Origin of the sequence: Stenotrophomonas sp. CFBP 13718, assembly GCF_014842145.1 — a bacterium.
Classification (GTDB): Bacteria; Pseudomonadota; Gammaproteobacteria; order Xanthomonadales; family Xanthomonadaceae; genus Stenotrophomonas.
This window is the reverse complement of sequence record NZ_JACYVC010000004.1, coordinates 80859-95492: the sequence shown is the minus strand read 5'-3', so window position 1 is coordinate 95492 and position 14634 is coordinate 80859. Positions and strand designations below refer to the sequence as shown.

The following is a 14634-nucleotide window of genomic DNA, read 5'->3' as shown; positions in this document are numbered from 1 at the left end:
CACCGCAGGCATCACGCCTGGGTGCCACCCACAGTGAGTCCGTCGATCAGCAGCGAGGGCTGGCCCACGCCTACCGGGACACTCTGGCCGTCCTTGCCGCAGATGCCGACGCCTGCATCCAGTGCCAGATCGTTGCCGATCATCCGCACCTTCTGCATGGTTTCCGGACCGTTGCCGATGATCGTGGCGCCCTTCACCGGCGCGGTGATGCGGCCGTCTTCGATCAGGTAAGCCTCGGTCGCGGTGAACACATACTTGCCGCTGGTGATATCAACCTGGCCACCGCCGAAATTGACGGCGTAAAGGCCCTTCTTCACCGAACGGATCATTTCCTGCGGGTCGTGCTGACCGGCGCGCATGTAGGTATTGGTCATGCGCGGCATCGTCAGGTGCGCGAAGGACTCGCGGCGGCCGTTGCCGGTCGGCGCCATGCCCATCAACCGCGCGTTGAGCGAGTCCTGCATGTAGCCGACCAGGATGCCGTCTTCGATCAGCGTGGTGCACTGCGTCCGCTGGCCCTCATCGTCGATGTTGAGCGAGCCACGGCGACCTTCCAGCGTGCCATCGTCGACGATGGTCACCCCGGGCGATGCAACGCGCTCACCAAGCCGACCGGCGTACACGCTGGTGCCCTTGCGGTTGAAGTCACCTTCCAGCCCGTGACCCACGGCTTCGTGCAGCAGCACACCGGGCCAGCCCGGACCCAGCACCACCGGCATCACGCCTGCCGGGGCCGGTACGGCCTCCAGGTTCACCAAGGCCTGCCGCAGCGCTTCGCGGGCAAAGGCTTCCGGGCGGCCATTGGCGAACAGCTCGGTGTAGTCGTAGCGACCGCCACCGCCGGAATAACCGGATTCGCGGCGACCGCCCTGCTCCACGATCACCTGCACGTTCAAGCGGACCAGCGGGCGGATATCCGCCCCCAGCACGCCGTCGCTGCGGGCGATCAGCACGGTGTCCACGCCGCCGGACAGGCTCACGGTGACCTGCTTCACCCGTGGGTCGGCGGCGCGCAGGTAGCTGTCCAACCGCTTCAGCACCTCCACCTTGGCTTCGTTGCCCAGGCTGTCCACCGGATCCAGCGCGGGGTACAGCGCGCGCGCATCGCCGCGCAGCAGCGACTTGCCGGTCTGCGCCCCGCCCTCGCGCGAAATCGCGCGCGCGGACTGCGCTGCGCTGGACAGCGCGTCACGGTGGATGTCGTCGGAGTAGGCGAAGCCGGTCTTCTCACCGGAAATCGCGCGCACGCCGACGCCCTGCTCGATGGAATGCGCACCGTCCTTGACGATGCCGTCTTCCACGCTCCAGCTTTCGCGGCGGGCGTGCTGGAAATACAGGTCACCAAAGTCGATGCCCGGGCCCAGCAGGTGGCCGAAGGTGGTTTCCAGGAGGCCGGCATCCAGCCCGGCGGGCTGCAGCAGGCGGTCGGTAGCGAGGGTCAGGGCGTTATCGGTCATGGGGTTCAATCTGGGGGCGGATGGCGGCATTGGCAAGCCACCGCGCCGCCGTTGTGAGGGAGGAAGGCGCTCAGCGCGCTTTCGGCTTGGGCGGCGGAGGCGCGGCGGCATCACGCTCCACCACGTCCACCTTGGGCTCTTTCCAGGGCCCGGTTACCCGGTAGGTCTTGGCACCGATCTCGCCCAGCGGCTTGGACAGCACCGCATTGGTGGCCGCGCCCAGCGCAGCGCCCACCGGGCCGCCGGCCACCGCACCGACGACGGTCAGCAGGTTGCCCGAGCGCGGATTGACATCGATGGTCTGGTCGAACTGCTGGTTGCGCAGGTCGGTACGGCCGCGGATGCGGATGTTCGCGGCCGGCCCTTCGATCATCACCTTGTCGGTGGTGGCCGACCCGTCCGCGAAGGCCAGCGTGCCGCCGATCTGGTTGAAGGCGAAGCCCTTGGAGAAGAAGTCGCGGAAGTCCAGCATCAGCCGCCGCGGCAGCTGGGTGATGCTGAGCAGGCCCAGCACGCGCCCGGCGCCGGGCTCCAGTTCCAACAGCTGGCCATTGCGCGCATCGACGGTCATCGTGCCCTGCAGGTTGCCCAGCTGGAAATCAGAGGGACCGCCCTGCCAGCCGGCCTGCAGGTCGATGCGGCCCTGGCCGCCGCGCAGCTGGCCGCCGTAGTCCAGGTCACGCAGCAGGTCACCGAGGTCTTCGCTGCGTACCTGCGCGGTCAGCGCGGTACGCGCTGCGGGCCCTTTACCCAGCCAGTCGCCGCGCACGTCGATGGCCTGTTTGGGTGAGCGGAAGTCCAGCTGCTGCACGCGCAGTCCATTCACCACCGGCTGGGTGCGCAGTGTCGCCTGGCCCAACGTGATCTTGCCGAACTGCAGGTCGGCGATGTCCAGCGACAACGGCGGGATGCCGGCCGGATCGGTGTCGTTGGCCGTGGCCTGTACCCGCGCGGCCATCACCTCCCCGTCGGGCATCACGATCGGCGCACCGTCGCGCGGACGGGGCTGCACCGGGCCCGGCAGCGATTTCCAATGCACGCGCTGCAAGGCGCCACTGATGGTGCCGCCGCGGGCGGTGGGCACCTGCAACTGGCCGGCCAGCGAAGGGCCATCCAGACGCACATCAAGGAATTGCGGGGTCGGCCGCAACTGCAGTCGCGTCTGTTCGAACACCCCTCCGATCAGCAGCAACTGCGCCACCTGCACATCCACCGAACGCAGCGGCATGGGGTCATTGCCTGCCCCATCGTTGCTGTCTGCAGCCGAACCCCGTGCCAGTCCGATCCACTCCAACGCGTCCAGCGACCCGCTGCGGCCGTTCACCGCCAAGCCGCTGGCGGGCGGATCCCGGTCGACCCGTGCGCTGCCCAGCGTGACCTGCACGCCGGTCTGGCCCTGGTGGGTGCGCGCGGCCAAGGCGAGACGCTCACCGAACGCCACTTCGATGCGGCCATCGCCCATCGGCAGCTGTGCAGCCACGCGCGTATCGAGCGCTTCACCGGCGGGCTTGTCCAGCGGCGCGGGGAAGCTCAGCACCGTGCCCACCAGGTCCGACTGCAGGTGCAACCGTGCGGGCGGCACCGGTGCCGGCGCACCGCCAGTGGCGGCAGCGGCGACGGCCTTCGGCATGTCCACGCCGATCGTCCAGTTCGAGCGGCCGGTGATGTACGGCTTCAGCCAGGCCATCTCCGGCGCCCTATCCAGCAGCACGCCGGCATCCAGGTTGGCGTCCAGCTGCGATTCGAAGGCCAATTGCGGATCGCGCACGAAGCCGCCTGCGCGCAGGCTCAGCGTGCCCGCTGCGCCCAGGTGACGAACCGCCAGGTTGTCGGCACCGAAACCGCCGCCGGCGTACTGGGCCACCCCGCGCACGTCGTCGAAATCCAGCGCATAGCGCTTGTCGGCCAGCTTCACGCCCTCCAGCGTCACGCTGCCCTTCAGGTGCCCCGGCTGACCCGCACGCAACGGCTGCAGCAGATCGAAGTCCACCGCAGCGGGGCCACTCACGCTCAGCGCATCGAGCGTGTCACCGTACTGTGCGTGCAGCGGGCTGCGACGCAGCATCGCCAGCAGCTTGCTGGACTCACTGCGGCTCTGCGCGCGCACGTACAGCGGCGTCTCACCGAAATCTTCAATGCCTGCCTGCATCGCATCCACGTTCACGCCCGCCAGATCGCCACGTCCCGTCAGCGAGAAGCCGGGGCCAATGAACGCGATGTCCGCCTCCACGGCGGTCATGTCGGGCCAGGTTTTCTGGAAGCGGATGGTGCCGTCTTCAATATGTCCGGTCGCTTCGAAGCGCCCGTTGTTACGGTCGAACGGCCAGTCGTCCAGGTCGCCGGCCACCAGGCCGATGCCGTTGCGCACGCGGCCCGCCTGCAACGCGGTATCCAGCCAGTCACGGGCATGCTCGCTCATCCTCGAACGGATCCAGAAGCGCTTGGCAGCGGTCATCGGGACATCGTCGATCTTCGCTGCCAGCTGCATCCACGGCCGCGTGCCGTCGCCCTGGAACCACAGTCCCCCACGGACATCGGCAGCGTAGTCGGTGCCCTGCACACGCAGCGCCGGCGTGCCGACCCGCCAACCGCCCGCTTCGTCATGCCAACCGACGATCTCACCGGCGAGTCGCACGTCGTGGCGCACGCCGAATCCCTTTGGCCAGTCCAGCTGCATCTGCTGTCGGGACTGCAGCTGCAACGAGAACCCTTCGGCATCGCCTTGGAACCGGCCGCCGATACCGACCAGGCCGGGGCCCCCATCCACGCTGGAAAACGCCAATGTGTCGAGGTCGCCCTGCACCCACAACGGACCGTTGCGCTCACCGCGTGCCTGCAGTTTGCGCACGCGCAGCTGGGGATGGGCGCGGTACAGCCAGTCGCGCAGGCCGGCATCCACCCGGTCGGTCAGCGCCAGGCCCCGCAGCAGCACGTTGCCGTCTATGTTGTTGGCCACCAGCGCGGTGTGCTGTCCTGCACCGATCAGCAGTCCATCCAGTACCTGCTCACGATCTTCCGCCCGCACCCGCAGGCGTGGGGCTTCCGCCCGCCAGCCACCGGCGCTGTAACGCCAGCGCGCACGTACCTGCAGGCGCTCGATGTCCAATGTGGGCTTGGCCACGTGCGCCGTCGGCGTGCCGACAAGCCGTAGTCCGGACAGATCCGAGTCCGTGGTGACCATCACCGGGCGGAAATCACGCAGGGCCACCCAGGCGTTGAGCTCGCCGCGGCCCTGCAACAGCTGTACGCCGGCACCGGACAGCAGCGGCGACCAGGCCTGCAGGTCTACGGGATCGCCGCCCAGCCACGCCTCGCCATTGCCGGCGCGACGATCTACATCCAGTACTGCCGCCAATGGCAGCGCATCGGCTTGTGCCCAGGCCCGCACGCCAACGCGCAACCGATCAGCGTCCACCCGAAGGCGCAGATCCAGGCGCGGCAAGGTCGTCTGCAGGCCTATCGACGGTGCCTCGATGGTCAGGCGACCCTGCTCCACCTGCAGTTCGCCCAGCCGACGCAGGCCGTCCAGCGGGTCGCCGGTTTTCGCCGCCGGCAATCCACGCACGCTCCAGCGCCCGTCATCGGCCCGCTGCAGGGTCAGCGCCAGGCCACGCAGGCGCAGCTCGGTCAACGATCGGCCCGGCAACAGGCCGGCATACATCGCCACCTGCACCTCGGCCTGGCCGATGCGCAGGCCTTCGCCGGCGCCGATACGCAGTCCATCCAGCTGCAGCAGCGGCCCGCGGCGGGTCCACTGCGCTTTCAACGCATCGAAGCGCACCGGCTGCCCGGCACGCGTGCTCAACCACGCAGAAACTTTGTCGGGATTGCGCTCAACCAGCGGCAACAGCTGGCTGAGGGTACCCACCAGCAACGCCACCACCACCAGGGTGATAGCGAGCGCGTACAGGGCAAGACGGCGGATCCTTCGCAGTCGCTGGCGCGGCGGTGCGCTCATCGGCCTTGGCCGGCAACCGGCCGGATTGGATCAGAGCAGGACCACATCGAACTGTTCCTGCAGGTACTGGTCGTCAGCCTGGAAGCTGATGCTCTTGCCGAGAAATTCCTCCAGCTCGGCGACTGCCGTGGATTCTTCATCGGTGATCCGCGCCACGACCTTCGAAGAAGCAATCACCAGCAGGCGCGCCGCTTCGAACTGACGCACCGCGCGGGTGATCTCGCGGAAGATCTCGTAGGTCACCGTTTCGGTGGTCTTGATGCTGCCGCGGCCACTGCACTGCGGGCACGTCTCGGAAAGCTGGCGCTCCAGGCTCTCCACGGTGCGCTTGCGGGTCATCTCCACCAGGCCCAACGGCGAGAAATCATAGACGGTGGTCTTGGCGTGGTCGCGCGCCAACGCCTTTTCCAGCGTACGCAGCACCTGACGGCGGTGCTCGGCATCCACCATGTCGATGAAGTCGATGATGATGATGCCGCCCAGGTTGCGCAGCCGCAGCTGCCTGGCCACGGCCTGGGCCGCCTCCAGGTTGGTGCGGTAGACGGTTTCTTCCAGGTTGCGCTGGCCGACGAACGAACCGGTGTTGACGTCGATGGTGGTCATCGCCTCGGTCTGGTCGATCACCAGGTAGCCCCCGGACTTCAGCGGCACCTGCTTGTCCAGCGCGCGGCCGATCTCGTCCTCCACCCCGAACATGTCGAAGATCGGACGGTCGCCGGCATACAGCTCCAGCTTTTCAGCCAGCACCGGCATGTACTTGGCGACGAAGGCCTGCAGCTGGACGAAGGTTTCCTTGGAATCGACCTTGACCTTGTCCACGTCCTTGCGGATCAGGTCGCGTACCGAGCGCAACGGCAGGCTCAGGTCTTCATAGATCACGCTGCACGACGCGGCCTCGCGGCCACGGCGCTCGACCACGTTCCAGACGCGCGACAGGTAGGCCACGTCCTCGGCGATGGCCTCGGCAGGCTGGCCTTCGGCATTGGTGCGCACGATATAGCCGTAGCCGCCGTGCTGCGCTGACAGCTCGGTCACCAGCGTCTTCAACCGCGCCCGCTCGGTTTCGTCTTCGATCCGCGCCGAGACACCGACCACCTTGGACTGCGGCAGCAGCACCATGTAACGCGATGGAATGCTGATCTGCGTGGTCAGGCGCGCGCCCTTGGTGCCGATGGGATCCTTCACCACCTGGACCACGATGTCCTGGCCGTCGCGCAGCAGCTCGACGATCGGCACGGACGAGGGCGGCGGCAGCGTGGTGCCATCGGTATCCGGGCTGGCCACGGGCGCCGGCCGCACCACGTCGTTGGCATGCAGGAACGCAGCGCGGTCCAGGCCCACTTCGACGAAGGCAGCCTGCATGCCGGGCATGACCCGCTGCACCTTGCCCTTGTAGATGTTGCCGACCACGCCGCGCCGCCAGCCGCGCTCGATATGCAGCTCCTGCAGCATGCCGTTCTCGATCACCGCTACCCGGGTTTCGCGGGGAGTTACGTTGACCAGTATTTCTTCAGACATGTACGGCAGCCTCCGTGGCGGCAACAGGTTGGGAAGGCAAGCCGGCACCGGCAAGCAACCGGTCGGTCTGGTACAGCGGTAATCCCATCACGCCGGAATAGCTCCCGGCCAGATGGGTGATGAAGCGCTCTGCTTCCCCCTGGATGGCGTAGGCACCGGCCTTGCCGATCGGCTCGCCGGTGGCCACATAGGCTGCGATGGAGACATCGTCCAGCGTGGCGAAGCGAACCTCCGACACCACCACGTCAGCGTGCACGCCCTGCGCGTCGACCAGCACCACGGCGGTCATCACCTGGTGGCTGCGGCCGGACAACGCACGCAGCATCGCGGCGGCATCGTCGGCATCGGTCGGCTTGCCGAACACCCGCTCGCCCAACACGACTTCGGTGTCTGATCCCAGCACCTGGGCGCGCGGATCCGTCCCGGCTACCGCGAGCAGTCCCGCGCGGGCCTTGTCGGTGGCCACCCGCAGCACGTAATCACGTGGGCTTTCGCCGGCCAGGCGCACTTCAGGCACGTCCAGGTCCAGAGACTGGAACGGGCGGCCAAGGCGGGCAAGCAATTCACTGCGGCGGGGGGAGCGGGAGGCAAGATAGAGCATCCACACAGCATACCCTGCGCGCAGCGCCTGAATCGTCGGCAACACGGCGGGAAAACCGGCAACCCCGTTCCGGCTCACAACGCGTTCATCCCTACGCCAGCAACCTCGATGGCCTTCAAGGAGATCACCATGCGTCGCCCTGCTCTTTCCCCGCTTCTGCTCGCCCTGTCCCTCGCCCTGGGAGCTTCCGTGACCGCAAACGCCGCCGTACCGGCCCCTGCCATCGCGCCGGTGGAAGGCACCCTGCTCAACGTGTCCGCCAATGCCGAAGCCAGCCGGGTACCTGACGTGGCCACCCTGTCGGCCGGCGTCGTCACCCAAGCCGTCGACGGCAACAGTGCCATGCGCGAGAACGCGCAGAAGATGGACAAAGTGCTTGCTGCGATCAAAGCGGCCGGTATCGCCGAGCGCGACGTGCAGACCAGCGGCGTGAACCTGAGCCCCCAGTACCGCTATGCCGAAAACGAAGCGCCGAAGATCACCGGCTACCAGGCCAGCAACACGGTCAGCCTGAAGGTGCGTGACATTGCCAAGCTGGGCAAGGTGCTCGACGGACTGGCGGCGCAGGGCGCCAACCAGATCAACGGGCCGAGCTTCGAGATCGACCAGCCGGAACCGGTCTATGACGAAGCCCGCCTGGCCGCGCTGAAAAAGGCGCAGGCTCGCGCGCAGACCTATGCCAAGTCATTGGGGCTGCAGGTCCGTCGCATCGTCAGCATTTCCGAAAGCAGTGGCGGCGGTTTCCGCCCGGTGATGATGCGCGCACAGGCCGCCCCGATGGCCGCCGACATGAGCACGCCGGTAGCCGCAGGTGAGACCACCGTCTCGGTGAACCTGGACGTCGTGTTCGAACTCGGACGCTGATGCCGTGATCCAGGCGGGTCCTCGTCGCCCCCGCGAAGAGGACCTGCCCGGACACCACACCGGTCTGCTGCCTGACCCGTAGCCAAACGCTGCCTGCGCGCCCACTGGGCACACGCTGCTCAGCGCGCTATTCCTGCATCACCGGCACCGGCCGGCAAGACGATGTTCCCTCGCTGTCCCGCATGGAGGTGGATCATGGTTCGTGCATATCCGGCTGTACCGCAACACGTCGATCCGGTCAGGATCACCGCCTGGAGTGCGGCAATCGCACTGCATCTGCTGGCCTTTCTGCTGCTGATCATCCCCGCCGCCTACGTCGCCCTGCCGCTTCCGCGCGAGGCGCCACAGATCCGCTGGATCACGCCGGAAAAGCCGCTGCCGCCCGCGCCCGTGCCACCTGCAGATCCGGTGGCGGTGGTGCCGCCGCAGACGAGTGTGCAGCCGCTACCGACGCCGTTGGCCTTGCCCCCTGCGGTCATCGACCCGGCACCGGTGCTTGCGCTGCCTGCGTCTGCAGTCGCTGCGCCGCAGGCCGTCCCGTCACCGACCGAGGCGCCCGCCATGGGCGGTGCAGGCGCCTACCTGAGCTATCGCAGCGCGCCGCCGCCGTCGTATCCGATCGCTGCCCTGCGTAACCAGGAGCAGGGCACGGTACTGCTGCGTGTGGAGGTGGATGCGAAGGGTCAGCCCACACGCGTGACGATCGAGCGCAGCAGTGGCTCGCGCGCGCTGGACACTGCGGCGCGCCAGCAGGTGCTGCGTCGCTGGACGTTCGAACCGTCGATGCGCGATGGCGTGGCGACCGCGTCCGTGGGCCTGGTCCCCATTGATTTCTCGCTGCCGCAGTAAGCCGACCGCCGGGGCAGGCGTGCCCTGCCCCGGCCGCACCGTTTGACGCAGATCACAGAGCGGTGCGAATTAAGCAAAATTTCACTCTTGCATCACCTGATACGAACCTAGATTGACGCCATCGCGGGGCAAGGGGGCCCGCGATCGAACGACGCCATCAAGGTTTCCCAGTCAGGAGAGAGCTGTGAATCATCCGACCCGTTGCCCCGCCACCCGCTGCACCCCGCTTGCCGCCTCCATCACCCACATTCTGACCGGCGGCGCCCTGCTGCTGGCCGCAGCCGTCTCCCCCAGCGCCTTCGCGCAGGAGCAGGCCACCAACCTGGACCGTGTCACGGTCACCGGCTCGAACATCCCCCGTACCGACACCGAAACCCCATCGCCGGTCCAGGTGGTCACCCGCCAGGAAATCGATCGCACCGGCAAGACCACCGTTGCGGAGTACCTGCAGACCCTCACCTCGGATGGCTCTGGTTCCATCCCCAAGACCTTCGGCAATGGCTTCGCTGGCGGCGGCGCAGGCATCTCGCTGCGCGGTCTCGGCGCCGGCTCCACCCTGGTGCTGCTCAATGGCCGCCGCATGGCCACCTACGGCCTGGCCGATGACGGCCAGAAGGTATTCACCGACCTGAGCACCATTCCGCTGGATGCGGTGGAGCGCGTGGAGGTGCTGAAAGACGGCGCGTCCGCTACCTACGGGTCCGATGCGATTGCCGGCGTGGTCAACATCATCCTGCGCAGTGACTTCGAGGGCGTGATCCTGCGTGGGTCTTACGGTCTGTCCGGCGACAGCGACGGCGATGCGAAGAAGGCGACGCTGACGGCCGGTACCGGCAACCTGTCCACCGACGGGTGGAATGCGTTCTTCAGCCTGGACGTCGGCAAGACCGATGGCATCCGGGTCAGCGACCGCCGCAACCGTGACTGGATCGGCACCGGCGACCTGCGTCGCTGGGGCTACAGTGCCGGCGGCAGCCAGTTCCTCGGCGGCGCGATCACCGGCAACGGCAGCGGCGGCGGCAACTCGCCGGCCGGCAGCATCTTCAACCCGACCACCGGGCTGCTGGAATCACTGCCTGGCTGCGCCCAGTTCTCCGATGTCAGCCCGCAGGATCCGGGTGGCGGCTGCCTGTGGGACATGGCCAACTTCCGTGATCTCAGCCCGGAAGAGAAGTACGTCAACGTCTTCAGCCGCGCGACCTTCGCCTTCAACGACAGCGCCGAGGCGTACGTGGAGATGGGCTACTCGAGCAAGGAAACCACCTTCAACAACACGCCCTCCAACGTCTCCGGCGCCTGGGGGTTCCAGGGAGGCCCCGTCAACGCGAACAGCGGCCCCGGCGCCACCGTGCTCGCTGTTGGCCACCCGGACAACCCGTATGCCACGCCGGTGCGCGTGCGCTACAACGCCTTCGACGTCGGTCCACGGGTGACCAACAACAAGAACGAGTTCATCCGCTTCCTGGCCGGGGTCAAGGGCACCTGGGGCGAGTGGAGCTACGACACCGGCTATCTGCACTCGTCGACCAACCTGGTCAACAAGCGCGATGGTTTCCTGCGCTACAGCGCGGTCCAGTGCGTGCTCGGTGACCTGGCCTGCCCGGCCGGCACCTGGAACATTGGCGCCGGATCGGATGCGAATCCGCAGAGCCTGTACGACTACATCTCGCCGACCATCCAGGCCAACGCCAAGAGCAGCCTGGACATGTTCGATTTCAAGGTGAACCGCTCGCTGATGGACCTGGCCGGTGGCCCGCTCGGCCTGGCCATCGGTACCGAATGGCGTCGCACCACCAACAGCCTCACGCCGCAGACCTACACCGATGTGGGCGACATCATCGGCTTGGGCTACTCCGCCTATGACGGCACCCAGAACGTATACGCCGGCTACGCGGAGCTTGCAGCGCCGGTGCTGGAATCGTTGGAGTTGACGGCCGCCGCACGCTACGACAAATACGAAAGCGGTGACGACTCGGTGACCCCGAAGGTCGGCTTCAAGTGGACCCCGGCCGAGTGGTTTGCCCTGCGCGGCACCTACGCTGAAGGCTTCCGTGCGCCGAACCCGGCCGAGAACGGAGATGGCGGCCTGGCCGCGTTCTCCAACGCACTCGATCCGGTCCGCTGCCCCGGCGGCAACCCGGCACCGGGCGGCACGCAGGACGACTGCGGCCAGCAGCCTGTTGCGATCATCACCCGGCCGAACCCGGACCTGGAAGCCGAAGAGTCCAAGAGCTACTCGGTCGGGATCGTGCTGCAGCCGACCCGCACCACCTCGATCACCGTCGATGCCTGGCGGATCAAGCGCAGCAACGAAATCGCACAGGGCTCTACGGCCGACGCCATTGCATCGGGCAACGTGCTGCGCGATACCGATCTGCTCAATGGCGTGCCGGGGACCGGCTCGATCCTGGCCATCAACACCAATTACGTAAATGCCAGTGCGTCGAAGGTCGAAGGTATCGATACGGACATCCGCCAGGACATTCCGCTGGGTAACGCGGGTGATCTGCGGCTGGACCTGCAGTGGAGCCACACCAGCAAGTTCGAGCGGACCGAGGGCGGCACCACGCACGAGTACGCGGGCACGCATGGCAACTGCGATGTGACCAACTGCATCGGCACGCCGAAGGACCGCATCAACTTCGGCGCTACCTGGAACTACCACGACTGGTCGGTCAGCGGCATCGTCAACTACATCAGCGCGATCGACAACCTGGCTGAGACCGGCGGTACCAAAGAAGACGACTGCTTGAACTTCCGTGCCGATGGCAGCCCGGCCCCGGGCAACTGCTCGCTGGCCTCGTTCACCACCTTCGATCTGTCCGCCAACTGGAAGGTGGCGGACAGCATGGAGATCTTCGGTTCGGTGGCCAACGTGTTCGACCGCACCGCCCCGCTGGATCCGGCCACCTACGGCGGTATCAACTACAACCCGCTGCACTTCAGCGGCGCGATCGGACGTTACTTCACCGTGGGGGCGAAGTACACGTTCAATTGAGGGAAGGCTGTCGCTTCAATGAAAAGGCCCGGGCCACGCGCCCGGGCTTTTTTAATGTGTGACGGTAGCGCCGAGCCGTGCTCGGCGGCTTTGCGTCTGCACGCACGCGAACGGTGACGCGCTCCGCCGAGCGTGGCGCGGCGCTACAACGCGGTGATGCACTTCGGCGGCTCTGCGTCCGCACGCGCGCGAACGGTGACGCGCTCCGCCGAGCGTGGCTCGGCGCTACAACGCGGTGACGCACTTCGGCGGATTTGCGTCTGCACGTGCGCGAACGGTGACACGCTCCGCCGAGCGTGGCTCGGCGCTACAACGCGGTGGTGCATTCCGGTAGCGCCGAGCCGTGCTCGGCGGCTTTGCGTCTGCACGCGCGCGAACGGTGACGCGCTCCGCCGAGCATGGCTCGGCGCTACCGGCGCGCGAAGGAGCTGGCTGCGTGCAGCGCACATCCGGCCGCCATGCCCAACAACGCACCGTAGCCGATAGAGGCGCCAGTCACCCACGCGAGCGGTCCGCCCACCAGAACGCCCGCCAATGCAAAGGCGCCCCGTTGGCGCTGCCCTTCGCGTCGCGCCGCAGCAACAGCCAACTGCGCGCTGCGCTGCTGCTGCGCCTGCAATTCGGGCGCGAACAATGCACTGGAGACGGCCTCGGCCTGCTGTTTTTCCATGTCGTGCTCCTTCCATGTTTGAACCGGTCATCGAGGTTAACGCCGCGCGTGGCGCGGCGCTACAACGCGGTGATGCACTTCGGCGGCTTTTCGTCTGCACGCGCGTGAACGGTGACGCGCTCCGCCGAGCGTGGCTCGGCGCTACTGGATCTGCGCCAGCGCCCTGCGCAGCGGTGCGTCCGATACCTGGATCGGGCCGTGGAACGGCACGCTCATGTCCAGCACGAAGTAGACGGAAACGGCGATCAGGGCAGCAGACACCACGAACATGCCGACCACCATCGGATTGCGTGGGGCGCGGTAGCCGAAGCTGCCGTAGATCAGCGTCATCCAGGCCATCAGCATCCAGATGATCAACCGCGGCACGCTGGCTTCGGATTGCTCGACGATGCTCCAGCGCTGCCGCACGACCGACTGGAACTGCTGACGCGCGTCTGCAAGCAGGCCTTCGTGATACCGGTCAGACGGTGCGATGCGGTCCAGTGCTCCTCCGACCTGATCCAGCGCGTTCGCCGCCGGGCTCCGCCGATGCGACAGCGCATCATCGCCACGCGCGGGATCGGCAATCGCCAGTTCGATGTATTCGATCAGCCGCGTACGGGTCTCATCGGTTTCCACGCCATACGTGCGCAGTGATCGATCCAACATGATCAGACTGGTGGAATACGCATGGACGTTGGAGTCGATGGTCTCGAAGGTGTTTTTCGAGGAGTTGATCAGCAGGCCGAACACCAGCGAGGTCATCACCACGAAGATGTTGGCCACCAACCTCAGCACCGTATTGGTGTCATCGTCACGATGCCGGGCAGAGAGCCTGGGGTACAGGTAGAGCATGCCGATGGATGCAGTGCACAGGCAGGAAAAGACGACCACCGCTGTCATGATCTCGCCCATCGTGACGCTCCGGCCAAGGGATGGACGGAGCATGCCACGAGTCGACCGGGAAAGCGCCCTCAGGCACCCGCCGCTGGATCGCTAGCGACCGTAGCGTAACGGGAAGAAACGGCAGGCGCGCGATGCGGAAGAAGGGAAGCACTCCCTGAACGCGTCTCCGGCCGCGTCGTCGGGATCACGCAGCCACTCGGTCTTGTCTTCCACATGCACGTAAAGGTTGCCGAGCTGCCCTTCCGACCCGTCCGGCTGGTAAGCGAGGTCGATTTCTTGTCCCGACATCAGGCCATAGGTGCAGTTGACCAGGATGGCGTCGGTTCCCGCACCCTGTGTATACAGGAGTGCGCTTTCCAGGCGGGATACGGCGCCCGATGGCCGCGCCGGCGACACCCATTCGCCCTCCCAGCCGTCCAGCGTCTCGCGTGCGTGGTAGCGACCGTCCTGCACGTGTACCCGGGCTGCCGGTGGGCATGCCATCAGCGCGGAAGCGTTGTCGTGGCCCGGCGCCGGTTCGGCCGCGAGAACGCCTGATGAGCACGCGGCGACAAGGGCAACAGTGGCAGCTACAGCGATGGAAGGAGTCATCGACATTACCTCTCGGAGGGTGTGCTTCATCAGAACAATGCTGCCCCACGATCGCCATACAGTATTGTTAAAAAGTGGCATGCGCTCCCTCGCGCATCCGAACAGGCAAAAAAAAACCTGCATCTCACGATGCAGGTTTTCAAAATGGCGCCCGAAGTTGGACTCGAACCAACGACCCCCTGATTAACAGTCAAGTGCTCTAACCGGCTGAGCTATTCGGGCAGACGACCAGTATAACGACTC

The 14634-nt window shown here is 66.6% G+C and carries 10 protein-coding genes and 1 tRNA gene; 3 read left to right on the top strand and 8 right to left on the bottom strand.

What is annotated here, in order from left to right; all coding sequences use genetic code 11:
• Positions 1–11 precede the first annotated feature (11 nt).
• From tldD to IFT58_RS08455, 4 genes are all read right to left on the bottom strand, one after another.
• Positions 12–1457: a metalloprotease TldD gene (gene tldD / locus IFT58_RS08470; protein WP_192081867.1), complete on the bottom strand. Its 1446-nt coding sequence runs from the start codon at positions 1455–1457 to the stop codon at positions 12–14.
• 70 nt (positions 1458–1527) lie between these two features.
• Positions 1528–5415: a YhdP family protein gene (locus tag IFT58_RS08465; protein WP_192094464.1), complete on the bottom strand. Its 3888-nt coding sequence runs from the start codon at positions 5413–5415 to the stop codon at positions 1528–1530.
• A 30-nt stretch (positions 5416–5445) separates the two neighbouring features.
• Positions 5446–6933, bottom strand: a complete 1488-nt coding sequence (gene rng, locus IFT58_RS08460; RefSeq protein ID WP_188326659.1) for a ribonuclease G — start codon at positions 6931–6933, stop codon at positions 5446–5448.
• On the bottom strand, positions 6926–7534 hold the full coding sequence (locus IFT58_RS08455) for a Maf family nucleotide pyrophosphatase (protein WP_192094463.1): 609 nt from the start codon (positions 7532–7534) through the stop codon (positions 6926–6928). Before IFT58_RS08455 ends, rng begins: the two co-directional genes overlap by 8 nt.
• A 129-nt stretch (positions 7535–7663) precedes the next feature.
• On the opposite strand from IFT58_RS08455, the gene IFT58_RS08450 reads away from it, so the two are divergent.
• From IFT58_RS08450 to IFT58_RS08440, 3 genes are all read left to right on the top strand, one after another.
• Positions 7664–8398 carry an SIMPL domain-containing protein gene (locus tag IFT58_RS08450; RefSeq protein WP_188326658.1) on the top strand — a complete coding sequence of 245 codons (735 nt, stop codon included), beginning with the start codon at positions 7664–7666 and terminating at the stop codon, positions 8396–8398.
• Positions 8399–8593: 195 nt separating this feature from the next.
• Positions 8594–9247 (top strand): energy transducer TonB, encoded by a 654-nt coding sequence (locus IFT58_RS08445; protein ID WP_192094462.1) that lies wholly within the window; start codon positions 8594–8596, stop codon positions 9245–9247.
• Between the two features lie 184 nt (positions 9248–9431).
• Entirely contained in the window at positions 9432–12245 is a 2814-nt protein-coding gene (locus IFT58_RS08440; RefSeq protein ID WP_192094461.1) for a TonB-dependent receptor, read from the top strand.
• A gap of 409 nt (positions 12246–12654) precedes the next feature.
• Here IFT58_RS08440 and IFT58_RS08435 read toward each other — a convergent pair whose 3' ends face one another.
• The 4 genes from IFT58_RS08435 to IFT58_RS08420 form a co-directional block, all read right to left on the bottom strand.
• Complete coding sequence (locus tag IFT58_RS08435; protein WP_192094460.1) at positions 12655–12915, bottom strand: hypothetical protein; 261 nt, start codon at positions 12913–12915, stop codon at positions 12655–12657.
• 141 nt (positions 12916–13056) lie between these two features.
• Positions 13057–13809, bottom strand: a complete 753-nt coding sequence (locus tag IFT58_RS08430) for a hypothetical protein (protein WP_192094459.1) — start codon at positions 13807–13809, stop codon at positions 13057–13059.
• An 81-nt stretch (positions 13810–13890) separates the two neighbouring features.
• Positions 13891–14421, bottom strand: coding sequence for a DUF3757 domain-containing protein (locus tag IFT58_RS08425; RefSeq protein ID WP_192094458.1), 531 nt, complete (start codon positions 14419–14421; stop codon positions 13891–13893).
• Positions 14422–14536: 115 nt separating this feature from the next.
• Positions 14537–14613 (bottom strand) — tRNA-Asn (locus IFT58_RS08420).
• Positions 14614–14634 lie beyond the last annotated feature (21 nt).